This is a genomic window from Methylocella sp. (assembly GCA_037200525.1).
Lineage (GTDB): Bacteria > Pseudomonadota > Alphaproteobacteria > Rhizobiales > Beijerinckiaceae > Methylocapsa.
On record JBBCGG010000001.1, the window covers coordinates 1,453,027 to 1,475,564 of the forward strand.

Genomic DNA, 22,538 nt, shown 5'->3' on the forward strand with positions numbered 1-22,538 from the left:
AAACGGTATAAAAGTAATATTGGACATCTCTCCATATTACCTTTTCTGCAAGTTCTTGAGTTGAGTGGTCACACTGCCGATGCGCGGGCTCTCGCCGGTAAGAAAGGGCGCAATGGCAGTGATGAATAGTGGAAGGGGTGCCTTATCGCTTAGCCTTGTCTTGTAACCGGGATTCGTCGATCGCATTGCGTTGTGAAAATCAACCTGGAGAGCCGCCGCCAGCCACTTCCAACCGCGAGGTTGAATGGAATAGTCTTCAAGGAACGACGATCCTGCAATTCTTTGAATGGCCGATTTAGCTTCTTCAATTTCCGCCAATCTTGTCTCTAAAATGGATTTCTCAAAGGTGGTCGCTGACTCCTCCACGGCTTTCGCGTGGAACGCTCCATTTCTTTCTTTTAGGCTGCCGATAATATCGATCAGCTTATCGATGGCCGCGTGAGCCTCATTTTGCATCTCTCGAATAGGCAAAGATATATTTTGTTCGATGAGGTAATGCTGTCGCCACCCCTCCAAAAGGTCTGCAAGTTTTACGAGCGCCTCATCGCTTGGCGGCTTCAGTCTCGGGTTCAGCTTTAACTGGTTTATCAGTGTCCGAAGCGATTCGGCTGTAATGGGTGCCTCCTCCTCCAGCGGTTTGCGGGGAGTGCGTGGGCGTTTCTCAGGGGCGATCGGGCATTCCTTTGTCATTATCGCCCTCTATGCAACTGCACGATATTAGAGGCGTCTGCTCCTGCCCCGGTGACATGAGCGGCCCACGCTTCGAGCGCTTTGGCTCTTTCCTCGGTAAATTGATGGCGTTGATAGACGGAGGCCACGCCGGCCAGTTTCGCGGGCTGATGCGCAAGCAACTTGTCGACAACGATGCTATCGAATCCGAGCTTGGCAAGCGTGGTGACGCCGGTGCGTCGGAAATCATGCAGCCGCCACGGAACCAGGGCCGCGGCTTTTGCTCCGGTCTTCTCGGCGCCCTTCGCGCGGACTTTCGCTATTTCTGCATCCAGCGTGGTTTTAGCCCTTGAGAAACCAGAGATTGGCGTCGTGCCCGTGGTACTGAAAATCAGATCGCGGCCATCAACCCGCCGGGGCAGGGTCCGCAGGATCGCACGGGCAGGCTCTGCGAGATGGACATCATGCGGTTTACCATTCTTCATGCGCGCACTTGGAATCGTCCATGTTCCCAAATCGTCGGAAATTTCGCTCCAGCGGATGCCGGCGACTTCATCACGGCGTTGTAGCGTGAGCACTGCCATCCGGTAGAAGGGACCCCAGGGAAAAGGCATGTCCGCCGTCGCGGCCCATACGTCGGTTAGCTCCAAATCGGTCAAAACGCGATCGCGGGACTGCGATCTGGTGCCCATCGGAAGGCCCTGAAACGGGTTTTCGGGTACCTTCCCGCGTTTGTGAGCCCACCCAAACGCTGCTCGGGCATAAGCGAGAGTTCGAGCGGCCATAGACGCCTTGCTATCTCTGACGAGGCGATCGAGGACATTTACGGCATCGGTGCGGGTAATTCGCGCCGCCGGCCGCTTTAGCATCGGCGCAAAGGCGAGCCTGATCGCGCGTTGTGCTTCATTGCGATAATTCTCTCGACGGCCGGCGAGATGCAGTGCGGCCCATTCCGCGACCAGTGCATCAAACGTAAGCGCGGCTTCTAGTCGATCGAGCTCGGATTTTTCTTTGCGCTGGCGCCGCTCGGCAACCATGTCGACGCCCTTCGCAACCTCGCCGAGCCTAACGCGTGTGGCGCTGCGGGCTCGCTCAATGGTCAAGTTTCCCCATGGGCCGAGGCTTTCCCGCACCTTCCGCTTTGTCGCCGGGTCAGTCCATTGGGCGATAAAGATCTTAGATCCGGCAGCGGTCACGCGTACAGCTAGTCCAGGACATGCGGTATCAAAAACCAGCCTGTCTTTCTTGCCAGGCTCAACCTTCAATCCGCTCAGCATCCGGTCTGTCAGATTTGCCATCGCCAGCCCTCTGTCGTTTGCGGACCCCACGCGGACCCAGCTAGAGGGCGTTCTGTGGGTCCGCGTGGCAACCAATGGCTATAATATAATCAGAGGGTCAGAGAAAATCAATGAAATTGTCGTGACTTAGCAAGATATGGCGGTTTATGGCGATAGTCGGCCGCTTACTTTTAATCAGAGGGTCATGGGTTCGAGCCCCATCGCGCTCACCAAAGGAAATCAAAGAGTTAGTAGAGTTTTAGGCGGTGCCAGGAAGCCGAGAAACGCCTTCCGGACAACACCGCCAACATTTCGTGTAAATCACGATTTCGTGAACCTCGACGCTGACATCTGCTTGGTCCGGATCAATGATTCTCACCGGCGTGCCTGCGCCCGGTAGCGACTGATGCCGGGCTCTCCCGTCGAGAGCCGCGATTTTGCATCAGAAAATGTTCGTCCAGCCCTCGATCTATGCTTGGGCAACGGATCTTTTAGCAACCGTTCGGCGTTGAGCATGGTTGCTTTTTCGATTTATCAAACGACCGAAATGATTGGGGGCTGCGATGAACCCACCAAAAATATCGCCTAACAATCCAGACAAGACATACGGCAAGAGGCGCCACGCTGTTGCTGCCATCTGCACCCTTGCTCTCTCTATCGTCGGTGCGTCGAGCCAAGGACGAGCGGAGGGGAGAACCCAATACATTGTCGATGGGCTTGCACTCGGTGATCCAGTGGCTCCGAATAGCGCTGTTTATCGAGAGTATCGATGCCGACCTAGCGAGCAGTTCTCGTCGTTCATTTGGTGCAGACGGCACAAGACTGAAAATGGCAAGTTCGGTGAATTCACATCCGTTAATTCAATCCTCCATTCCCTAAACTGGACGACCGTTTATGTGTCGCGATTCATTGAGCCCGCCTTCTTCGGTCCGGGCGACGTGGATCGCGAGATTCAGCGCCTGTCGCAGCGTTTTGACGCGGGGCCGCGCACTCTACAGCCTCCGCGATGGTGGAAAGGCTCTCAGAGCATCATCGCGTACTGGGGGGACGTCACGCTGGAGCCCCTCGATGCCGAGGGCCGCGCACGGATTGCCGCCGGTCAAAGCGCTCAAAGTGGGATACTGTTTGACTTTCTTGGAGACTTCGGACGCTCGGAGAAGGAGAATCTGCCAATCTTCCAACTTGGCGGCGGCGAAGGGTACGTTTGGGGCGCGCGCATTGACGAAAATGGCAAGGGCGCGTTGCGGATGACCGCGATCGACGCGACGCAATTCGTCCCGCCAACTGCTGTGGCGCGGCTTGAGACGGGGAGGTCCGTCGGCAAGGATAGCCCCGAAACTGCCGTTCCTGCTCCAAAGCCAAAAATCTTGCTGTCGTCGGGTTCCGGATTTTTCGTTAGCAATGATGGCCACGTCCTCACCAACAATCACGTGATCGAGGATTGCAATTCGATTCGCGTTTTCATGGACACTGCAGCGCCGGTTGAGGCTCGCGCCATTGCACGAGACTCCTCAAATGACTTGGCGCTTCTGGCCACGAGCCTGAAGCCGCCCGCTGTCGCTGCCCCGCGATCCGTTCTGCGGCTTGGCGAAGCCGTTGCAGCTTTTGGGTATCCCCATGCGGACATCCTGGCGACCAGCGGTAACTTTACGCAGGGGAGCGTGACGGCGCTCGTCGGGTTAGGCGATGATTCCCGCTATCTGCAAATGTCGGTGCCCGTGCAGGCCGGAAATAGCGGCGGCCCGCTACTCGATCAAAACGGCAACCTGGTGGGTATCGTTGCTTCGAAACTCAATGCCATCAAAGTGCTAATTGACAGCGGGGACCTTCCGCAAAACGTGAACTTTGCCTTGAAGGCCTCGGTTGTGGAAAATTTCCTCGACAGTAACCGGATCAAATATGTGATGGGGTCTGCGACCTCGGCCTTAAAATCAGAAGACCTCGCCGATCAAGCCCGCTCAATGAGCGTTTTCATATTGTGCAAATGACCTCAAACTAATGGCCCGGCTTAGCGCCGGGCTTATTTTTGAGCGCGCGCGACTGCGTTTATTCCGCAGGGGTGGCATTGGGAGAGGCTGCATCCGAACTACTTTTGCCGGGGAGGGCTATGAATCTAGCGAATAAAGCAGTTTTCGATTCAACAGCCTGTTCGTCCTGGCCGTTGACAGCGATTCTCTGTTCCATCTTTTCAGCGCAGAATGCCAAGAACAGGGACAGTATGCCGCTTCCGATCCAAAAGTAATCCAACCACGGCTTTGGACCGCCGCGCACCGCAGATAATTCAAGGTCGCGTAGTGCGGCCCCGATGGAAAGCACATACAGGACCGTTGATGTTATTCTGAGGCCTGTAACCGCCGGTTTCATTGCATTCTCCCGCCTATAGGGCGCGTCCGCCGCCCTGGCCTCACTGTCGGTAATGGCCTACGTAACGTTATATCATAACTTATGGTTAGCATTTGAAACGCGACATCTGCAACACATTTCCTTCGCGGTGAAATCTTGCCGCTACGCACGCCATGGATGCTGGCCGCATAGCAAGTTTGGCTGGGGGAGCTCACAGCAGGTCTCGCCCGGCCAAAAATCGCGGGACTCACACACCCGCGGGGAGCCAGACCGTTTCGCCACCCCCTTGATGTCTTTGCATGAGACTCTCTTCGAGGCCCAACGATCGTGATCCGGTATGTTAAGTTTAACTGCCCCCGCCGCTCTCCGTGCCGGCGGGGGTTCTCGTTTGTATCTGCCGAACATCAGCGCCAGCTGCACGTCCTTTCGAGGTCATCGGTGATCCGAGCGGCCAGACCCAACAAGCCCATGACGACCCAAATCCGAATGCGCGCCCATAGCGTCCGGTGAAGCGGCTGGGTCATGCTTCGGCCCTCTCGCGGATATGATCGGCGAAATCCTCCGCCACTCTCAGAAGCGAATTAACACGCGCAAGTGCGTGATTTCGGTTAGCACCGCTGCCGAGATCCATCTCCGCCACCAAATCATTGATTGTTCCCAACAGATTGCGAAGGTTGGTCACGTCAACGGTGGCGTCAGATAAGTCATACTCGTGCAACTCGGTTTTTGACGGCACGGTATTTTTCGTCATTTTAGGCCCTCCCCTTCGCGGACGCCGTCGAGCAAAGGTTTAAAAAGGTCGGTGTCGACTCCTGAATCCGGCCAGCCGTAGGCGGCAGCGGCTTCGGCCAGGTATCTGAGCCTCATGAGCTCGTCCTCGGGCTCCGCGCACCGATGCTCGCAAATAGACTTGAGGGCACTGTCATAGCCGCTGACCCCATCATTGAAGGCTTTGGTTGCCTCGTCATAGAGGGCGCGGCTTTGGGAGTCCGACATATATCCGCGGGTATTTTCGATGGCCTTCTGGCGCTCCTCTGCCTCATTGATCGAGAGGCGGGCCTTTCTGTGCTCTTCAATAAAGCCGATGAGTTTGAATGACGCCTCGAGGTTCCTCGTCATGTCATAGCCCCTCCCGCTTGGCTTCGGTGATGAACTCGTGGAACCACGTCTTAACTGTCGTGATTTGGTCCAGCGCCATCGTAAACAGCTCTTCCATCGCCTCCCGCTCGCCGCCGAAAGCGGTTTCGAGGCTCCGCGCCGCAAGCCCTCCGATGAGCATGAGCGATTGGGTGCGGTCGATGGCAAGCTCAGCGTCGATGTAATCCGGCCATTGACGCGCGAGCTGGGCGGGTTCGGCCATCGATGGCTTCTGGTCTTTCGTTCCGTGATTGAGATTTGGCAAGCCGCTATCGGCTGCCGGAACTGTGCTGTTTGGCATCGTGGTTGCTCCTAGCGCTATAACGATTTGCGTTATGGTGATGCTAATTCGTTATTTGTGGACCTGTCAAACGAAAAACGTTATAGAGAACGATATTCGTTATGAGAGGTCATATGACTCCTGCCCAATCGCGCGCTGGCCGCGGTCTTGTTGAACTGTCCCAAGCTGACCTGGCCGCTGCTGCGGGGGTGGGGTTGAGCACCGTTCGAAACTTCGAGGCGGGACGTTCAACGCCAATCGACAACAATCTTGCTGCCATTCGAGCGGCCCTTGAGGCTGCCGGCGTCGAATTCATCGCCGAGAACGGCGGAGGGCCTGGCGTGAGGCTGCGGAAGGATTAAGCAGCGACAGGTATTTGCGTACCAAACTCTTTGGCCGACAATCGCAGACGAGTTTAACCTCGAACGCCCCGCGGTCGACCCCGATAGAACTGAGGAAAAACCGCAGGCTGGAGATCAAATCAAAGCCGTCGACGCCGAGCGCTGTGCCTTGACGCGATGCGTGGGCGTCCGCCCAGGAATGCTCGGAGTTAAAATAAACTCGAAAAAGTTAGTCTGACACTACCCGTATGAATTCCCTTCCGAACGCTGACATCGCGCTCTCGGAGGCGGTGACCTTGCCCAAAAAACCCGCCTTGGACAAGTTCTCGAAGGACACAGCGACTTCATCGCTGCTGAGGTCAAATTCACGCATTATCCCATTTCTTACCGTCACGGTCGCCGCGCCTCCGCCCTTGCCATTGACCCACCTCAGAACAAGGGCGTCCAACGGATCCAACTGTTTCAAGCTAGAAACGAACGAAAGGCGTAGATTTTTCGATCGAGCTGGATCCAGCGCCGTAGCAATTAGTTCCGCCCACAACTCTTGAAGCTCCGGACGATTTTCGTCGTAAGCGGCCTGGAGAAGCGGGATAGCCACGGACGGGCTGACGGGCTCCGTCTTCGAAACGTTCCGCCTTTTTAGAATAGCATCTAGTAGGACATCATATTGCGCAGCGATTACGGTTCGGACGAGACGTAGGGGATCGCCTAGGACTAAGCCCACGGCGTCCTCAGGAATTGTGCCAAGAATTCTCCCAATGAAGCGAGCCAGGTCCGCGCCTTCAGTAACTGCAATTTGGCCGAACTTCGCCGTTTCCTCGATTGCTTTCGCTTGAGCTTCTGTCGGCAATCCAGTTGTGTCCATTGGTTTGGGTGCCCGTGGTGCGAACTTTATAACATCGCGAGGCTTAAGATTACACGCTCGCGACAGGGTGGCCGTCTCAGGCCTAAGTCTTTCAGTAGGGTTTTTGGATTGATGGTGCGTTAATCCCCACAAGCCGTGAGTAAAATTCTATGCAGTAGCGATCTGTCATGCCCGCAATGAAGTCACAGACCGCTCGGTGACGAGACTCGCTACATTCATAAATAGTCTGCCAGTCACTTGGAAGTAGTTTCTTGCCTTGCTGCTTAATCAATGCCTGGAATATTTGACTAATAATTTCGGTTCCTCGGAACTCCGCCATTTTCAACCGGTTAGAATCTATAATAGTGGTAAAGGCTATTCGCTTAAGCACCTCGACGATTTGAAACGTGTGCGGGTGGAATTTAACAATGGACATTGCCGGCACCGTCTCATTAGGGAAGAACTGCACGCCCTGAATTAGCAAATGTACCAATTTTGACGCAAAGTCTGCGCGAAGGTAGCCGTCTTCGCAAAGCTCGGCGGATCTAGAATAGATCTGCGTTGAGTTTATCGCGCCTATTTCGTCTGGTGAACGGCCGCTAAGGTCCTCGGCGGACGCGTCGTATATTTTCCCAAAAATGTATAACAAAATATTATTTATGGTACCGGGGGTGATTTCTTCTGGCCTATCCGTTCCTACATATTGCTCGTTCATTTTCTTATTAACAGCTTCTGCGATACTGTTTTTCTTCTCGTCGCTAAGCGCCATCATCGAAATGGGAGACAAAAATCCGGTCTTGAAAGCGTCTTCTAGGCTCAGGACCTATTAAATTTGCCTGAGATGTGATTCCTGGTCTCCGCATGGGGAGGCTGGGATGAGTGATTTGTTTTTGTTGGGCGAGCGGCAGATGGCGCGGCTTGCTGGCCTGCCCCCATGGGGTGATCCAGTTTGAATGTTAGTGCATTGTCGGCCCTGGCGCTATTGCTGGCGTGGCGGGCGAAGCTGGTCCGGATTGCGAAGCCGGCCATTGCAGGGTCTTCGGGGCTGGCGGCTTGTAGCCCAGCGATGAGTGCGGGCGCACGGTGTTGTAGTGGCGTCGCCATCGCTCAATGACGACCTTCGCCTCCTTGAGAGTGTAGAAGATTTCACCATTCAAAAGCTCGTCGCGCAGCTTCGAGTTGAAGCTCTCGCAATAGCCGTTCTCCCAGGGACTGCCCGGCATGATGTAGGCGGTCTTCGCGCCGACGGCGGCAATCCAGTCACGCAACGCCTTGGCGATGAACTCCGGGCCGTTGTCGGAACGAATGTGGATCGGAACCCCTCGCAAGATGAAGAGGTCCGAGAGAACGTCGATGACGTCCGCTGCCTTCAGCTGCCGGTTAATCCTGATCGCGATGCATTCGCGGGTAAATTCGTCGATGATATTCAGCATGCGATATTTCCTGCCATCATGAGTGCGGTCCTCGACGAAGTCATAGGACCAGACGTGGTTGGGGCATTGCGGGCGCAGCCGGACGCACGAGCCGTCATTGAGCCAGAGACGCCCGCGCTTGGGTTGTCTGGCCGGAACTTTCAGCCCCTCGCGTCGCCAGATCCGCTCGACCCGTTTGACGTTGACCTTCCAGCCTCGCTCCCACAACATCGCCGTGATGCGGCGGTAGCCATAGCGGCCGTACTGGATGGCGAGCGCCGTGATGTCGGCGATCAATGCCGCTTCGTCATCGGGCTTGGTCGGAACCTTGCGCTGCGTGGAGCGATGCTGACCGAGAACCCGGCAAGCGAACCGCTCGGAAACGCCATGTTCGGCGATCACATGCTCCACGCAGGCGCGACGACGCGCGGAGCTCAGAAGTTTCCCGAGGCAGCCTCTTTCAGGATCAGCTTCTCAAGCGTCAAATCGGACACCGCTCGACGGAGCCGCGTATTCTCCGCCTCCAGCTCCTTCAGCCGCTTCACCTGATCGCCCTTCAGGCCGCCGTATTCCGACCGCCATCGATAGTATGTAACTTCCGTCACCCCTATCGAGCGGATCGCCTCCGCGACCGGTCGCCCTTGCGCGCTAAGCACTTCGACTTGCCGTAGCTTCGCGACGATCTCTTCCGCCTTGTGTCTTTTCCTCGGCATTGCGCAGTCCTCCATCAGGCTCATAAGCCCATACTTCACGGAGGATCACTTTTCAGGGGGCAGACCACAGTTTCCACGATCTTCTGATCATCGGTCAGCGTAGCGAAAGAGTCGCCTTGGGGCGTGACGACGTCACCTTCGGTGAACTGCCAATCATCGTATCGATAGACCCTGAGCATTGACATCGAAACGTATGCCTTAACGGGAGCTACACGTGAGCGGCGGTCCGCTCTACTGCGTCGGCGGCATGTCCACTCCTGGCGCCGCATTGGAGACGTACTCGGCCACAAACAGCGATTTGCCTATTCATCAAGATCGCGGATCGCCTGGTCCACCATACGCTCCAATCGGAGAACTTGCCGCACTATCGTACGAGATCCGAGTGCTCGCGCTGAGCGGCGGGAATATTTCAAAAAATTTCGGACGCCGACCGGCTGAAATCGCCTTCGAAGTCGTTTTGTGAATATTATCGTCGCCCGACCTTGAGCAATTGCTTTCTCGCCGTGCCTTTTTGTGATGGCGATGCTGCGCTTGGCTTTGCGCCACTGCCGCGCAAGTGAGGTCGGCCTAATCGATGCGCCGCCCCAGAACAAGTTGAAGCCGAGATATTGGAAAATATTATCACCGCTTGGCCCGAACAAAGCACGTTCGGTTTTTTCTTCCTTAATCTCCAACTTGTGGAGAGTGACGGCTTCTTTGATTTTTGCGGTGATCTCGGCCTCTTTATCGGGAGGGCAAATAACCAAAATATCGTCGCAGTAACGCTGATAGAGTCCGCCGATACCCACGCATGCATCAGCCATGACCTTATCGACCTCTGTCATATAGAGATTGGAGAGGGCGCTGCTGATCGGGGTGCCTTGAGGAATACCGAATTTGTTCGGATTGATCTCAATCGGAATGCCCGCCGCTCTTGAGGCTGGCATCCCGGCATAACAAGTCACAGCAATTTCCGAGCCGCCTTCTCCTCATCTAAATGTGCTGGCTGATATGCTGAGCAAGTTTGCCGGGGCGCTTTCAGGCGTCATTGAATCCGTAGCACCAGCGCTGCGAACCTACTTACCTAAGCGGGGCAGGCCAAGGGACTCGGGGAAGAAGGCGGAGATAGCGGCCCCCACGAAAACCGCATGTGTGTTTGTGGGCGTCGGCTTTGCGACGCCAAATTGATCTGGATCCAAGATGTAGGTGAAGAATGGTTTGAACGTAATGCCGGGCGTCAATGCAAGCCCATAATTCACTTCGACATATGTCTCGGTTCGGCTCAGCGTCTGGTGGATGCCGCGCAGCGCCAGATTGGCGTCAAGATTTGCGCTAAATGCATTACTCAGACCGATATTTTGGACGACGAAATTCAGTGTATCGTTCGGGCGGGATTCAAAGGGCCCTCGAATTGACGCGCCGACGAAGAATGCGTCGCTAATATTGGTTTGACCGCTTGTAGTGAAGTTTGCTGCGGCAAACAAAGTCACTCCCCGTTCTGAGGTTCGATCAGGCCGAAAGACAAGTTGCTGAGCCTGAAGCCAGACACCGCTCTTTCCATGATCGACTTTGGCCATTCCGCCGAAACGAACGCGGTTCTCGCCGGTCGTATTGAGCACCGGATCACTGTAGTCACCCGTGTCGTAGAAGCCGCCGATATCAAACGCCCTCGGGTACGGATCGGTCGCAAAGGTCGTCCGGTAGCCGAATTGCACCGGGATCGTAGCTCCTCTTGCTTTGTCGAACGCCCAGTCTTCCCCAGGCCAATCGTTATGGTGCTGCGTCGCGAGCAAAGGCTCGTCTTCGTAAACGCCAGCATTGAAGTACAACGAATAGGGTAGCTTCAACTGCGCAACGCCGGCCGTCGACGCGGTGAGGTACGAGGGAGATCCCTTAGTGAACGCATATCCGGACGGAACAGCGCAAAGCCCGGTGACGAATTCGCAATACAGCTCGGAGGTATCGAATTCAGTCCCAACCGGGACGCGTCCAACTCGGATATCCAATTGATCATCGAAGAGAAGCTGTTCATAGGACAGTTCATTAAGCCGAGCCGCGGCGCTTAATGAAAAGACCTTATTATTTGCAAATGCGCTCCCCGAGTAAGGTTGAAACGATTGGCCGTTCAGATCATTGAAGAGTAAGTGTAAAGAACCTCCGTTGATGCCTGCGATTCTGTTCATGTCGAGATCGACGCCGAATGCGGTAAATCCTTCATAGAGGGCGCCGCGCTTTATACCGCCGCTAACGTTCGCAAACCCTTCATTGAACGTTCGACCGGTGAGATAGATTCCCTGGTCAGCTAATTTCCGGCCGATATCTTCTCCGAGAGGGCGGAGGTTGAAGAAATAGCCCCGTGACAATCCCTCGTTTGGAAGCGGCAAGTCTTGAGTGGGCGGCTGTGTTAACGGCGACGCGTTTGTACCTATATCGGATCCCTCCTGGGCTTCCGCTGCAAAACCGAAGCAGAGAGAGGCTGCTGCGATCACGGCTTTGCAACATACTTTATGCATATTCATGATAGTCCCCTCGTATGGATCTTGAGCCCTACAAACGACTGTTAGGGCGCGACTGGACGGCTACGCCTCGATGCGAGGCGAAGTCGGTTGGCTCTTGACGAGCCGATCTCAGGCGTAGTAGCCCCCAGGCGCCTGCAGGATCAGCGATGTTTTTCCGCGACTTCGATGCTTCGGCTACGGTGCGTCACGGAATGGCCTTACGAACGCAACCGCTTCGCTACGGCAGCGAGAGCAGTGCGCCCGCGAGGCACATGCCCACGTTCGGTATGTCGGCGGCGCGCCGCCTCCCACGTCGGAGAGACCATGAAAAAGCCCATAGCCGATCGCGCCGCCGACAAGGAAGGCGATGCCGAGAACGCTTTGGCGTTGAGCGAATATGTCGCGAGCAGCGACAAAAAGGCGGCGATGCCGAATATATCGCTTGCCTTCGTTGGTCGAGCTGGCGAGAGATCGCGGAATTCGCTCGCAGCCAATGCGAAAGACCTGGGTATTGTCATGCTGGCTGGGATCCCTCGGCCGGAGGCCGGAGTTGCTGCTTATTTGGCGTCCGGCCTCATAGCGTCTGCCCAGTAGCTGGAATCGTAATAGCGGCCCACGTCGCTGAGTTGCTCGCCCCCATGCAGATACTGGCTGCGCAGCCTCAGGACAGTCTTCACACCGTCGGCGTCGATTTTTGCCTCGCGGAAGAAGCCGTCCTTTGGGTTAAGCAGCTCGACGTAGCTTTGTTGCGCAAGTTGCTCCGACATCGACGGAAGATTGCTGCGCAGGATGCGAATCGCCTCGTCACGATGCGCGGGCTCGTAGAGCCAATCGATCGCGGCCGCGTAGGCGCGGATGTAGCAGATGAGCTGCGGCCTGTGCGTCGCCGCCCACTCGCGCCGAGTGGCCGCGACATTGCCTTGATAAGGCCCAATCGTATCAGTCGCCCAGCCCAGCTGATGAAAACCCTCCGATTTGGCGAGGATATCGTAGGGCGTGGAGAGGAGCGTGGCGACCTGTTGGCCTTCCTTCATCGCGTTCCAGCGCTGGACCATCCCGCCCACCGCGACGACATGGTAGTCGCCCTCCTTCAAACCTTTCCTGGCCAGCATGTCGAGCAGAACGAACGCATATCCGGTGCTCAGGGCGTCGACGGAAAGTGTGCGGCCGCGCAAGTCGGCGAAGTTGGAGACGGTGGGAGCGCCGATGATGCTAAGGAAGCCGCTGTCGCTGCCCATGAAGGCGAAGAAGTCGGACTGCCGACCAACCGAGGCGTCGCCTTGACCTTCGACATAGGCGACGACATTGTCGATAGCGGTCATGGCGATGTCGAATTTACCTGTCGCAAGCCCGGACATTTGCATGACCGAACCGGTGGTCGGCAGTATTTCGATTTCAAGACCGCGAGTGGCGAAGAAGCCTTTGTCGCGAGCAACAAAGAGCGGCCAGTTAAATCCGCCTGGAAAGACATTGACGGTTAGCTTCGTCGTTGACGTCGCCGCCCCGGCGGCGGCGGTCGAAAATGAGGCAAGCGCCATCACGGACAACATACGGAAAGCTGAAAGTCGCTTTTTCATTATGAGACCGTCCGAGTGATTTTTTAGGCTAGGGCGTTAAGGCGGGGCGCTGTTCTGCTGCGAAGCCAGCCGTTGCTTACTTCCCCAGGTCGCAAGCCAAGAATCCTACTAAGTGGGTAATTCCGGCTGGCTCGCGAAGGCTGCTTCGGACTTGCTCCCATCGAGCCGCAGATAATTGAGCCATTGACCAAGGGCTGCGCCGCAAAGCCGATGCCGCTAACGGCGGTCTCGGCGCGGCTGGCGACCGCTATCTGGACATTGCCGTGCCCGTTTCGGCCGATGGATACAGGCCCCCGATTTTTGTACATGCTGGCTACCTAGCTCGTACGCGTATAAAGGGTGGTCACAACCACTCAAGTAACACAGTAAGGCACTTTTCGTGCCAAATTGTACACACATGTATTTAGCTAGGCTTTTCCGGAATGTCTGGCCTCTTCATCGCAACGATGGCATGAGAGAGGAAGGCTGGGGATCTGTGGAGGTGCAAATGTCAGCTGAAAATGCCGTGCTTGAAGCGCAGCTCGAGTCCGTCAGCCCAGAGCCGGTAACCCCGCAAACGAAAACGCGTGCGCTGCAAGTGACCGAAAGCGTGCGGGCTGCACTTTTGGACGGCAAATTGCCTGCGGACAGTCGGATCAACGAAGTTCGGCTCGCCCGCTCGCTGGCGGTTTCTCGCACGCCAATTCGCGCAGCTCTCCAAACCCTTGCCGGCGAAGGCCTTCTCGATCATGAGCCAAATCGAGGCTTCGTTGTCCGCGCCTTCAACATAGCGGAGATCGGAGACGCATTTGAGATGCGGGCGCTCAGCGAAGGCCTGGTCTGCAGGCTCGCCGCCGAGCGAGGGTTGAATGCGGAGCAAGATCTGGCCATCAGAGAAGCCCTGCGGCTCGGCGATGAACTCCTAGCAGAAACGCCCAGCCCTGCCGACTGCCGAAGCCGCTACTCTGCGGTCAATGTGCAGTTTCACCTTGCTTTGCAGCAAGCCGCAGATTCCCGCCTTTTGGCTGATGTCCTGAGACTATGCAATCGCATCCCACAAACGCTGGCTCATAACGTCGTCGCCTTCGAACTTCCTGACATTCGCCGGCGGCACGAAGATCATCACAAAATTTATCACGCCGTTCTCTTCCGCGAACCCAAGGCAGCGGAGACGCTGATGCGGTCGCACATCGTCAGCCTGAAGGCCTCGTTGATGCGCATGGCCGCCTTCGCGACCCCTGCGAAAAAGAGCGATGCGGCAGGAGGCGGCGCGAACGATGACCGGACAAGATAGCGTTCCGCGATCCGCACTGAGCGCGGATCGGGCTATGGCAATATGCAGCCTACGCTAGTCTCCCGTAGCCTGTGATCGATACCAATCGAGAATTTCAGCGCCGGTCCAATTCACCACGCCCTCGTGACCCAGGATGTAGTCATAGAGCATCTCGAGATATTTGATGCGGTGCGGAACGCCGGTGAGGTAGGGGTGGATCGAGATCGCCATTACGCGAGGCGTTTTGGCGCCATCGCGGTAAAGTCGATCGAACTGGTCTCTGCCGCGCCTTAGAATTTCATCTGAGGGCTGCTGTTGTACGGCGCTGATTACGACGTCGTTGATCTCGATCGTGTAAGGGATCGAAACGATTGTCCCCGCGCGCGTTTTAAGCGGCACAGGCTGTTCGTCCAAAACCCAGTCCGCGACATATTCGATGCCCGCTTCCGCGAGGAAATCGAGGGTTTCATCTGTTTCCGTGAGACCTGGGCTTTCCCAACCTCGCGGCGGCCTTCCGGTAAAAGCCTTGATGTCTTGGATCGTCGCGGCGATCGCCGCTTTCTGGTCGTCCACCTTGTGCATCGGTTTCTGGACATGCCCGTGCCCCATGAAGTCCCAACCCGCGTCACGTGCGGCCTCACAAGCCTCCCGGTAGACCTCGAGAGCCGAACCGTTCACTGCAAATGTCGCCTTTAAATCACGCGAACTCAACGCATCGAGAAAGCGCCAAAAGCCGACCCGCATCCCATACTCGTGCCAGGCCCAGTTTGGAATGTCGGGGAGAAGCGGCTGCCCCATCGGCGGAGGTAAGACCGCCCGCGGCATGGCGCCGGTTGGACTCCAATTCTCGACGTTGACGATCGTCCATACGGCGACCCTTGCGTCGCCGGGCAGGCGCAGCATGGGACGCCTATGGATGGGCGCGTAATTCACGCGCCCGCGCACGCTGCAGCCGGTATCGTAAACCATTTACTAGTTCCCTCTATTCTCGGCATCATCCTTCGCGCAGCAGCTTGAGCGCGGTGCCACAGCACATGCAAGCCGTTTCGCGCGGAGTGATCCCAGGCACGTTGGCGATCGTCCCCCTTGGGTCCGTGTCGGCCATGTCGAATGGCGAGTCGGTGCCGATGCAAATATGATCTGCGCCGACGAGGTCGATCAGGTAGCGCAATGCCTTCGGGTCGAAGACAAGGCTATCGAAATAGATGCGCTTCAGGAGATCCTCCGGCGAAGATTTAGATTTGGCGTTGGTTTCGCTCCGAATCTTGTGGCCATGTACAAGGCGACCGATTTGGTATGGCGCGAAGCCGCCGCCATGGGCGATGACCAATTTCAGTTCCGGTAGCTCGTCTAAGGCTCCGGAAAACATGAGATGGGATAACATCACAGTGGTATCGAGCGGATTCCCGATGAGATTGGTCAGATAGTAATCCTCCAATCCGGCTTTCGATCCGACGTAGTAGGGATGCGCGAAGACGAATGCGCCAAGTTCGGCAGCTCGGCGCAGCAGCGGACGAAATCGTTGTTCGGCAAGCTGCGCGCCCTCGATCGACGTGCCGATCTCCACCGCTTTAAAGCCGTACTCCCGGACCACGCGTTCCAGCTCCGCCACGGCCGCGTCGGGGTGCTGCATTGGAACGGTCGCCATGCCTCGCAGCCGGCCGGGGCTTTCGGCAGCCATGTCGGCGACCCCGTCATTGACGAGGCGCGCCGCCTCGAGAGCTAGATCGGCGTCGGCCCAATAATAAAACATCGGAGGCGCTGGCGATATTACCGATCTGTCGATTCCCTTGCGATCCATGGACTCGAGCTTCGCCTCGGCCATGTGAAACTCCGGCGACAAGGAATAGACGTAGCCTTGATCATGCACCACTTTGCGGGCGGTCCCCGCGCTCTCGACGCGGGCTCGGAAGCGCCGTGGATCGGCGGCCATCGCATCGACAATGCGCTTCGGGATGACGTGGCTGTGTATATCGATATTCATATCAGCTATAGCGCTTTTCGGTTTGGTCGTCGGCATACCAGTCGAACGGCTCGTCCGAGAGATTTACGATGACGTTTTGGATCTGCGTGTATTCTTCGTAGGCGACGAGGCCGTTTTCGCGCCCGAGGCCGCTCATTTTAAAACCACCCCACGGCGAGCATGGATCGATGCGGTGATGATCGTTGATCCAAGTGATGCCGCTCTGCAGACGGTGAGCTACGCGGTGAGCGCGGCTGATATCACGCGTCCAAATCGAGTTTGCTAGGCCGAATTCGGTGCCGTTGGCGTGCGCTATCGCCTCCTCTTCGGTATCGAAAGGGATCACGCAGACGAAAGGGCCAAAGATCTCCTCCTGGGCGATGCGCATCTCGTTTCGAACATCAGTGAATATGGTCGGGAGATAATAGTAGCCGCTTTCCAGAGAAGCGGCTTCTGGGCGACGGCCGCCCGCCGCGAGCGTCGCGCCTTCCTGCAAACCGATCGCGACGTAACGCTCGACGAGATCGCGTTGCTTCTCCGATACGAGCGGTCCTAGTTGCGTCGCGCGATCCTGCGGATCGCCGATGCGGATCGCATTCGTCCGGCGGACAAGTTCCGTCACCGTTTGGTCATGGATGGAGCGATGCACCAGGAGACGCGCGCCCTGTACGCAGGTTTGGCCCGTGGCGATAAAGGAAGCAAAGAGAGTCGCAGCCACACAACGCTCGATCGGGACGTCAGGGAAAACGATCACAGATGCTTTCCCACCAAGTTCCGCAGCGATGCGGGTGAGGTTGCGTCCCGCCAGCGAGGCGACCGTCTTGCCAGTCTCGGTGCCCCCCGTAAGATCTATCTTCGCGATGCGTCGGCTTGAGCTGAGAGCAAGACCGGCTGTCGCGCCATAGCCCGGCACAACGTTGTACACGCCATCCGGCACTCCTGCTTCTTTAAAAATGTCGCCCAGCAGAAGCGAAGTGATCGGCGCAAGCTCGCTCGGCTTAACGACGATGGCGTTGCCAGCCGCCATCGCCGGCGCAACCTTCTTGGTCAGGATCAAAAGAGGATGGTTCCAAGGCGTGATATGCCCCACAACGCCAAGCGGCACGCGACGAGTGTAGTTTAAGAAGTTGCCGCCGAAGGGAGGCGCCGTGTCCTCATGCGTTCGAGCCACAGCGCCAAAATAGCGGAACCATTCCGGCAGACGGCTGAGCTGCGCTTCCATTTCCCGCCGCGGTCGACCGATTTGGTCAACTTCAATCGCCACGAGATCTGGAAGTCGCTTGGCAAGGAGGTCGGCCGCTCGGTGCATGATGTCGCCGCGCCCGGCCGCTTGCACCGAAGACCAAACCTTGAAAGCGCGCTCCGCCGCATCAAGCGCCTTGTCAATGTCTACCGCATCGCCCTCCGCGACTTCGGCGACAAGAGTGCGGTCCTTCGGATTCGTTACTGAAATTGTACGCCCGGTTGATGATGCCTGAAAATGGCCGTCGATATAAAGTCCGAGCGGTGTGCTGGTGTAGTTTTTCATATCTTCCTTCAAGGCATTACAAAGCGGAGTCGCATGAACGAATTGAACGGCTGATATCGTATTGCAACGATCAGCTGCGAGGGCTCGATAAATGTTGTGACCCTTGGTTCAGCCTACGCCGAGCAGATGGATGAGCGCTTCGGGCGCCTTCTTGATCGCCGAGGCTTCCGCCTCGCAGACCACCTTGCCGGTCTCGAGCACGTAGACCCGATCGGCTACGGCAAGCGCGCTATAGAAGTTTTGCTCCACTAGCAAAATGCCGAGGCCCTGCCTCTTCAATTCCGCGATAACGCTTTCAAGATGTTGAACCATGATGGGCGCGAGGCCTTCCGAAGGCTCGTCCATGAGGATCAACTCAGGATCGAGCATGAGGGCGCGCCCGACGGCCAACATGCCGCGCTCGCCGCCAGAGAGCTGATTTCCACGGTTCGATCGGCGCTCGGCGAGGCGCGGAAAGAGACCGAATACGCGATCGATGGTCCATCCTCCACGCGCCCTGACTGGCTTGAGCATCGTAAGGTGTTCGGTCACGGTCAGGGACGGAAACAGTCTACGGCCCTGCGGCACCAGCGCGATCTTCCGCTTTGCGATCTCATGGGCCTTGAGGCCCAGCAATTCCTCACCCTTCCAAGTGATGGCTCCTGCCTGAACCTTCGGAGCGGTCAGGCCCATGATCGATCGGACAAGGCTTGTCTTGCCCATGCCGTTACGCCCGAGAAGGGCGACGACTTCCCGCTTTCCGACTGTAAGGGAGGCGCCATGCACGACGTAAGCATCGCCATAGACACAATGAAGGTCGCGGATCTCAAGCATCCCGCCGCGTCCGTCCGAGGTAGACATCTTGGATATGGGCATTCGCTCGAATCTCCGCCGGCGTTCCTTCCGCCAAAAAGCGCCCATTGTTGAGACAGGTTATCCAGTCGACGAGTGAGAAGACGAGATCCATGTCATGTTCGATCAATACGATGGTGAGGGCGGATGGGAGCGCCTGGATTACGTCGGCTACGATCACGCGCTCTGAGGGCGATAAGCCCGCGGCAGGTTCGTCGAGGAGAAGCATCTTTGGCTTCGTCGCCAGGGTCATCGCCAGTTCAAGTTGACGCTGCTCTCCGTAGGACAGTGCGTTGACGACAACATCAGCTCGGGCTCCGAGGCGGGAAAGACCGAGAGCCCACTCCGCGCGCTCCCTCTCGGCGGCAGTGAGAGAACTTGATCTGAAGAATGAAAATTTAGAGGGCGCCAATCCCCAAATCGCGATTTCCATGTTTTGCCGCACTGTGAGGCTCTGGAACAGGTTGGTAATTTGAAAGGTGCGGCTCATGCCATATGCCGCGCGCCGGTGCGGCGGCGCGGATGTCACGTCACGACCCTCAAACGCAACGCGGCCGGAGGTCGGCAGGACGACGCCGCTGATGGCGTTGAACAGCGTCGTCTTGCCGGCCCCATTTGGACCAATGATGGCGCGCCGCTCGCCGCGCTTAGCAATCAGCGACACATTGTCGACGGCCTTCAGTCCGCCAAAGCGAACGCCGACGCCATCCAGTTTTAGTAGGATATCTGACATAGGCGTCCCCTCCACGGCGATAGAATAGCGGCTCTTCCGCACAGGCCTCAATCACCCCTTCTTGATGCCTTGGAAGTCGCGCGAATAAGAGGGCTGCTTCATGTACAGGCTCGGATCATATCTCCAAAACTGAGAGACTTGAGGATAGGTCTCAATTGGCACATTCCAATATTTGCCGTCACTGTTTTTGACGACCTTGCGAATGAAGACATCATAAACCGGATTGCCGAACGCGTCGAAATGAACGGGCTTGCCAAGCGGACTATCAGGTAGGTCCGTCGCCAACATCGTTTCAAGCAGCAGATTCCGATCCTCGACTTTGCCGGCTATGGCGTTGATCGCTTTTGCAGCCCACATGGCCCCGACATAATGGGAGAAGGCGTAGAGAGAGGGGATTTTGCCGAACTTTGTGCTGTAGGCAGCCACGAAGGCTTGCGTCGCCGAGATGTTGGCGCCTTCGGCAAACTGCGCTGACGTCACCACGCCCTCGCATTCAACCCCCATGGTGCGAATGACCGATTGGTCTGTCGCGTTCTGGGCGCCTAAGAGGGGGATCTGCCCCTTCAGGCCGAAACTTGCATATTGTTGCAGAAGTCGCGCGGAATCTGCGCCGGTTTCCATTGCGAAAATCGCATCGGCTCCGAGATTCGAGACTCGACCGAGATAGGGACTAAAGTCCGATGTATTCAGCGGATGCCAGAGTTGCATCAGGATCTCTCCGCCGCCCTCCGTGAAGGTCTGTGCGAATCCGCCACATTGTTCGTGGCCAAACGTATAGTCCTGGCTGATTGTCGCAACTTTCCTGTAACCCTGCTTGAGAGCCCAGTCAGCCAGAGGCCGCGAGAACTGGCTCGCTGTGTAGCCGCCAGCGCGGATCACGTTGTTTACACGGGCGCGCTGCGTGAGGTTATCAGCCGCAATAACGGGGATGAAATAGGGCTCGCCATTCCCCTTGACGTAGTTGGCGACGGCAAGACCGGTGTTCGCAAGCAAATTCCCGAAGAGCATGTCGGCTTTGCTCTGCTCGACCAGCCGTCGGGCCTTTTGAAGCGCAGTATCCGGGTTAGAGGCATCGTCCTCCACAATGATCTCGACCTTCCGGCCGCCAATCTGATTGTCAATGCTGTCCCAGAACATCGTGAAGCCGTTGACAATTTCTTTTCCTCCTGCCGCAACGACTCCTGTTAAGGGCGCCATCAAACCAATGCGGATTGGCGCCGATTCCGCGCCCGCCGCTCGAGCAGTGGATAGGGCGCTTGCGCCACCCGCAAGCATAAGGCTGGTAATCTCGAGAAAGCGTCTGCGGTCCATCTGTTTCCCCATTTTTGATTAACGACGCCGGCGCTTGGCAAGCAGGATCTGGGCGCGCCCAACGATGCCTTCAGGCGCGAAAATCATGATCAGCACGAAGGTAAGGCCGAGAACGCTTGGCCAACGGGTTGTGAAGGTGCTGACGATGTTTTCAAGAAGGACAATCGCTGTCGCGCCGACGAAGGCGCCGAGCAACGTACCGACACCGCCAGCGATCGCCATGAGAAGTCCTGAGACGGATTGCGAGAGCTGCACGGTCGACGGACTGACGAAGTCGTTCAATACTGCGTATAGAGCTCCAGCGATGCCTGCGACAAAACCAGAAGCCACGAACGCCAGGAAAAGGTGCAGAGGGACGTTATAACCAAGACTTCGCATACGGCTTTCGCTGTCGCGTATTCCGCGGAGCGTCAGGCCGAAGGGCGAATGGACGAAACGCCAGACAATCCAAGTGACGGGCGCGACGACAAGCAGAATGCCATAGTAAAAATGAACGTGATCTGCGAGGAAGGGCGGCGGACCAACGCCTCGCAGCCCATTCTCACCGCCGGTTATGCTGGTGGAACGCAGGCACACGCCCCAAACGATCATGCCTAGGGCAAGCGTCAGCAGCAAGAAATAAACGCCGGAGGTGCGGATCGCCAGGAGAGCAAAAACTGCGGCAAGCAGCGTCGCGGCCAAGATGCCAAGCACCATCCCGACCCATAGCGATCCTCCGAGCGATGCCGTCCAGTAGATCACCACATAGGTTGAAACGCCAAAGATCGCTCCATGGCCGAGCGGCGTGCGTCCAACGAAACCCGCGAGAATGTCGATCGACATAGCCAGCATACTAAAGATCAGAATCTCTGTGGCGAGTGAGACTTGGTAGCTTGGCAGAATGAAGGGGATCGCAACTAATGCGATCAGCGCGACCGCGAGCCAGGGCAAGGCGCGGGGGGATGTCAACTTGCGATCGAGTGAATGCAAGGCGGGCGCGAGCGGCGTCGACATTAGGCGGTCCTCCCGAATAGGCCCAGCGGGCGAAATGCGAGGATCAGGGCCATTGGACCAAAGATCACGAAATAGGAGAGTTCCGGAAAGAGCACTTGCCCGAACGAATTCAGCAGCCCCACTAGAAGAGCGCCCACGGCTGCGCCGATGAGGCTGCCGCGTCCTCCGATAATGACGACAGCGAGCGACAAGACGAGGATCTCTGAGTCCGCGCTCGGGTAGAGGGTGAGGAAGGCTCCGCCGACGACACCGCCAAGGCCGGCGAGCGCGGAGCCCAACATGAACGCGCCCAGAAAGACGCGGCGGATATTGATGCCCATGGCCTCGACCATCTCGGGATCATCCACGCCAGCTCTGATGAGCGCGCCGAAGCGCGTGCGATTAAGAAGAAGCCACAACAGGACGAAAATCACAACGCCCAGAAGCAACACGAAAAGCCGGTACTTGGGATACAGCACCGCGCCGATTTTTGTTGCGCCGCGGAGGAACTCAGGAACCGGCACCGCATAAGTATCGCCACCCCACAGGACGAGTGCGAGATCGTTCAAAATGAACGCGACGCCGAGCGTCAGCAGAACTTGCCGAAGCTCGTTTCCTCGGACGAAACGCAACAGACCCCGGTCGAGAAAGAAACCCAGCAAGGCGACAAAAAACATCGCTGCGACGATCCCCAGGACGAAGCTGCCTGTGGCGCTTGCCGCGCTGTAACCAACGAGGCCGCCAAACAGATAGAGCGCGCCATGCGCCAAGTTGACGATGCGCAAAAGGCCGAAGATGAGCGTGAAGCCCGACGCCACGATGAAAAGCAACGCCGCGAAGGTCAGGCCGTTAAGTAACTGGAAAAGGTTAACGCCCAT

25 protein-coding genes are annotated in these 22,538 nt (G+C 57.1%); 4 read left to right on the forward strand and 21 right to left on the reverse strand.

Annotated elements, in window-relative coordinates; genetic code table 11:
* Positions 1-36: 36 nt before the first annotated feature.
* Both WDN46_06920 and WDN46_06925 read right to left on the reverse strand, forming a co-directional pair.
* A complete protein-coding gene (locus WDN46_06920) occupies positions 37-690 on the reverse strand; it encodes a hypothetical protein (GenBank protein MEJ0093156.1) in 654 nt (217 codons plus the stop codon).
* A complete protein-coding gene (locus WDN46_06925; protein MEJ0093157.1) occupies positions 690-1,328 on the reverse strand; it encodes a site-specific integrase in 639 nt (212 codons plus the stop codon). Before WDN46_06925 ends, WDN46_06920 begins: the two co-directional genes overlap by 1 nt.
* Before the next feature lie 1,514 nt (positions 1,329-2,842).
* On the opposite strand from WDN46_06925, the gene WDN46_06930 reads away from it, so the two are divergent.
* The gene (locus WDN46_06930; GenBank protein ID MEJ0093158.1) at positions 2,843-3,934 is read left to right on the forward strand and encodes a serine protease; all 1,092 of its coding nucleotides are present in this window, start codon (positions 2,843-2,845) and stop codon (positions 3,932-3,934) included.
* A gap of 58 nt (positions 3,935-3,992) precedes the next feature.
* Here WDN46_06930 and WDN46_06935 read toward each other — a convergent pair whose 3' ends face one another.
* The 4 genes from WDN46_06935 to WDN46_06950 all read right to left on the reverse strand — a co-directional run bounded on the left by WDN46_06935 (position 3,993) and on the right by WDN46_06950 (position 5,727).
* Positions 3,993-4,310, reverse strand: a complete 318-nt coding sequence (locus WDN46_06935; GenBank protein ID MEJ0093159.1) for a hypothetical protein — start codon at positions 4,308-4,310, stop codon at positions 3,993-3,995.
* Positions 4,311-4,809: 499 nt separating this feature from the next.
* A complete protein-coding gene (locus WDN46_06940; GenBank protein ID MEJ0093160.1) occupies positions 4,810-5,040 on the reverse strand; it encodes a hypothetical protein in 231 nt (76 codons plus the stop codon).
* Positions 5,037-5,408, reverse strand: coding sequence for a hypothetical protein (locus WDN46_06945; protein MEJ0093161.1), 372 nt, complete (start codon positions 5,406-5,408; stop codon positions 5,037-5,039). Before WDN46_06945 ends, WDN46_06940 begins: the two co-directional genes overlap by 4 nt.
* Before the next feature lies 1 nt (position 5,409).
* The gene (locus WDN46_06950) at positions 5,410-5,727 is read right to left on the reverse strand and encodes a hypothetical protein (protein MEJ0093162.1); all 318 of its coding nucleotides are present in this window, start codon (positions 5,725-5,727) and stop codon (positions 5,410-5,412) included.
* A gap of 113 nt (positions 5,728-5,840) precedes the next feature.
* Between WDN46_06950 and WDN46_06955 the strand changes: the two genes are divergently transcribed.
* Positions 5,841-6,068: a helix-turn-helix domain-containing protein gene (locus tag WDN46_06955; protein ID MEJ0093163.1), complete on the forward strand. Its 228-nt coding sequence runs from the start codon at positions 5,841-5,843 to the stop codon at positions 6,066-6,068.
* A gap of 208 nt (positions 6,069-6,276) precedes the next feature.
* Here the strand turns inward: WDN46_06955 and WDN46_06960 are convergent, their stop codons facing one another.
* The 6 genes from WDN46_06960 to WDN46_06985 all read right to left on the reverse strand — a co-directional run bounded on the left by WDN46_06960 (position 6,277) and on the right by WDN46_06985 (position 11,514).
* Positions 6,277-6,912, reverse strand: a complete 636-nt coding sequence (locus WDN46_06960) for an Abi-alpha family protein (protein ID MEJ0093164.1) — start codon at positions 6,910-6,912, stop codon at positions 6,277-6,279.
* Positions 6,913-7,003: 91 nt separating this feature from the next.
* Positions 7,004-7,663, reverse strand: coding sequence for a hypothetical protein (locus WDN46_06965; GenBank protein ID MEJ0093165.1), 660 nt, complete (start codon positions 7,661-7,663; stop codon positions 7,004-7,006).
* 184 nt (positions 7,664-7,847) lie between these two features.
* Positions 7,848-9,016, reverse strand: a protein-coding gene (locus WDN46_06970; GenBank protein ID MEJ0093166.1) for an IS3 family transposase whose coding sequence is annotated in 2 segments (ribosomal slippage) — positions 7,848-8,752 and positions 8,752-9,016 — 1,170 coding nt in all. Because the reading frame shifts where the segments join, the coding sequence is not laid out codon by codon here.
* A 35-nt stretch (positions 9,017-9,051) separates the two neighbouring features.
* On the reverse strand, positions 9,052-9,201 hold the full coding sequence (locus WDN46_06975; GenBank protein MEJ0093167.1) for a hypothetical protein: 150 nt from the start codon (positions 9,199-9,201) through the stop codon (positions 9,052-9,054).
* 117 nt (positions 9,202-9,318) lie between these two features.
* Positions 9,319-9,960 carry a reverse transcriptase domain-containing protein gene (locus WDN46_06980; GenBank protein MEJ0093168.1) on the reverse strand — a complete coding sequence of 214 codons (642 nt, stop codon included), beginning with the start codon at positions 9,958-9,960 and terminating at the stop codon, positions 9,319-9,321.
* Positions 9,961-10,071: 111 nt separating this feature from the next.
* Positions 10,072-11,514, reverse strand: a complete 1,443-nt coding sequence (locus WDN46_06985) for a carbohydrate porin (GenBank protein ID MEJ0093169.1) — start codon at positions 11,512-11,514, stop codon at positions 10,072-10,074.
* Positions 11,515-11,817: 303 nt separating this feature from the next.
* Between WDN46_06985 and WDN46_06990 the strand changes: the two genes are divergently transcribed.
* Positions 11,818-12,087 carry a hypothetical protein gene (locus WDN46_06990; GenBank protein ID MEJ0093170.1) on the forward strand — a complete coding sequence of 90 codons (270 nt, stop codon included), beginning with the start codon at positions 11,818-11,820 and terminating at the stop codon, positions 12,085-12,087.
* Here the strand turns inward: WDN46_06990 and WDN46_06995 are convergent.
* Entirely contained in the window at positions 12,051-13,070 is a 1,020-nt protein-coding gene (locus tag WDN46_06995; GenBank protein ID MEJ0093171.1) for an ABC transporter substrate-binding protein, read from the reverse strand. The genes WDN46_06990 and WDN46_06995 overlap by 37 nt on opposite strands.
* A gap of 487 nt (positions 13,071-13,557) precedes the next feature.
* Here WDN46_06995 and WDN46_07000 point away from each other — a divergent pair, with 487 nt between their 5' ends.
* Positions 13,558-14,343, forward strand: a complete 786-nt coding sequence (locus tag WDN46_07000) for a GntR family transcriptional regulator (GenBank protein ID MEJ0093172.1) — start codon at positions 13,558-13,560, stop codon at positions 14,341-14,343.
* Positions 14,344-14,397: 54 nt separating this feature from the next.
* Here WDN46_07000 and WDN46_07005 read toward each other — a convergent pair whose 3' ends face one another.
* From WDN46_07005 to WDN46_07040, 8 genes are all read right to left on the reverse strand, one after another.
* Positions 14,398-15,291 carry a polysaccharide deacetylase family protein gene (locus tag WDN46_07005; protein ID MEJ0093173.1) on the reverse strand — a complete coding sequence of 298 codons (894 nt, stop codon included), beginning with the start codon at positions 15,289-15,291 and terminating at the stop codon, positions 14,398-14,400.
* A gap of 25 nt (positions 15,292-15,316) precedes the next feature.
* Positions 15,317-16,306 (reverse strand): amidohydrolase family protein, encoded by a 990-nt coding sequence (locus WDN46_07010; protein ID MEJ0093174.1) that lies wholly within the window; start codon positions 16,304-16,306, stop codon positions 15,317-15,319.
* Between the two features lies 1 nt (position 16,307).
* Positions 16,308-17,813 carry an aldehyde dehydrogenase gene (locus WDN46_07015; GenBank protein MEJ0093175.1) on the reverse strand — a complete coding sequence of 502 codons (1,506 nt, stop codon included), beginning with the start codon at positions 17,811-17,813 and terminating at the stop codon, positions 16,308-16,310.
* 108 nt (positions 17,814-17,921) lie between these two features.
* Entirely contained in the window at positions 17,922-18,653 is a 732-nt protein-coding gene (locus WDN46_07020; GenBank protein MEJ0093176.1) for an ABC transporter ATP-binding protein, read from the reverse strand.
* Positions 18,619-19,377, reverse strand: coding sequence for an ABC transporter ATP-binding protein (locus WDN46_07025; protein MEJ0093177.1), 759 nt, complete (start codon positions 19,375-19,377; stop codon positions 18,619-18,621). Before WDN46_07025 ends, WDN46_07020 begins: the two co-directional genes overlap by 35 nt.
* A 51-nt stretch (positions 19,378-19,428) precedes the next feature.
* Positions 19,429-20,688 carry an ABC transporter substrate-binding protein gene (locus tag WDN46_07030; protein ID MEJ0093178.1) on the reverse strand — a complete coding sequence of 420 codons (1,260 nt, stop codon included), beginning with the start codon at positions 20,686-20,688 and terminating at the stop codon, positions 19,429-19,431.
* An 18-nt stretch (positions 20,689-20,706) separates the two neighbouring features.
* Positions 20,707-21,681, reverse strand: a complete 975-nt coding sequence (locus WDN46_07035; GenBank protein MEJ0093179.1) for a branched-chain amino acid ABC transporter permease — start codon at positions 21,679-21,681, stop codon at positions 20,707-20,709.
* Positions 21,681-22,538: a branched-chain amino acid ABC transporter permease gene (locus WDN46_07040; protein MEJ0093180.1), complete on the reverse strand. Its 858-nt coding sequence runs from the start codon at positions 22,536-22,538 to the stop codon at positions 21,681-21,683. Before WDN46_07040 ends, WDN46_07035 begins: the two co-directional genes overlap by 1 nt.

Coding starts and splice junctions, on each gene's coding strand:
- WDN46_06920 (MEJ0093156.1), bottom strand. CDS start 690: ATGACAAAGGAATGCCCGATCGCCCCTGAGAAACGCCCACGCACTCCC.
- WDN46_06935 (MEJ0093159.1), bottom strand. CDS start 4,310: ATGAAACCGGCGGTTACAGGCCTCAGAATAACATCAACGGTCCTGTAT.
- WDN46_06940 (MEJ0093160.1), bottom strand. CDS start 5,040: ATGACGAAAAATACCGTGCCGTCAAAAACCGAGTTGCACGAGTATGAC.
- WDN46_07020 (MEJ0093176.1), bottom strand. CDS start 18,653: ATGTCTACCTCGGACGGACGCGGCGGGATGCTTGAGATCCGCGACCTT.
- WDN46_07010 (MEJ0093174.1), bottom strand. CDS start 16,306: ATGAATATCGATATACACAGCCACGTCATCCCGAAGCGCATTGTCGAT.
- WDN46_06985 (MEJ0093169.1), bottom strand. CDS start 11,514: ATGAATATGCATAAAGTATGTTGCAAAGCCGTGATCGCAGCAGCCTCT.
- WDN46_07025 (MEJ0093177.1), bottom strand. CDS start 19,377: ATGTCAGATATCCTACTAAAACTGGATGGCGTCGGCGTTCGCTTTGGC.
- WDN46_06960 (MEJ0093164.1), bottom strand. CDS start 6,912: ATGGACACAACTGGATTGCCGACAGAAGCTCAAGCGAAAGCAATCGAG.
- WDN46_06955 (MEJ0093163.1), top strand. CDS start 5,841: ATGACTCCTGCCCAATCGCGCGCTGGCCGCGGTCTTGTTGAACTGTCC.
- WDN46_06945 (MEJ0093161.1), bottom strand. CDS start 5,408: ATGACGAGGAACCTCGAGGCGTCATTCAAACTCATCGGCTTTATTGAA.
- WDN46_07005 (MEJ0093173.1), bottom strand. CDS start 15,291: ATGGTTTACGATACCGGCTGCAGCGTGCGCGGGCGCGTGAATTACGCG.
- WDN46_07000 (MEJ0093172.1), top strand. CDS start 13,558: ATGTCAGCTGAAAATGCCGTGCTTGAAGCGCAGCTCGAGTCCGTCAGC.
- WDN46_06995 (MEJ0093171.1), bottom strand. CDS start 13,070: ATGAAAAAGCGACTTTCAGCTTTCCGTATGTTGTCCGTGATGGCGCTT.
- WDN46_06965 (MEJ0093165.1), bottom strand. CDS start 7,663: ATGATGGCGCTTAGCGACGAGAAGAAAAACAGTATCGCAGAAGCTGTT.
- WDN46_06975 (MEJ0093167.1), bottom strand. CDS start 9,201: ATGTCAATGCTCAGGGTCTATCGATACGATGATTGGCAGTTCACCGAA.
- WDN46_07030 (MEJ0093178.1), bottom strand. CDS start 20,688: ATGGACCGCAGACGCTTTCTCGAGATTACCAGCCTTATGCTTGCGGGT.
- WDN46_06950 (MEJ0093162.1), bottom strand. CDS start 5,727: ATGCCAAACAGCACAGTTCCGGCAGCCGATAGCGGCTTGCCAAATCTC.
- WDN46_06990 (MEJ0093170.1), top strand. CDS start 11,818: ATGAAAAAGCCCATAGCCGATCGCGCCGCCGACAAGGAAGGCGATGCC.
- WDN46_07035 (MEJ0093179.1), bottom strand. CDS start 21,681: ATGTCGACGCCGCTCGCGCCCGCCTTGCATTCACTCGATCGCAAGTTG.
- WDN46_07040 (MEJ0093180.1), bottom strand. CDS start 22,538: ATGGGCGTTAACCTTTTCCAGTTACTTAACGGCCTGACCTTCGCGGCG.
- WDN46_07015 (MEJ0093175.1), bottom strand. CDS start 17,813: ATGAAAAACTACACCAGCACACCGCTCGGACTTTATATCGACGGCCAT.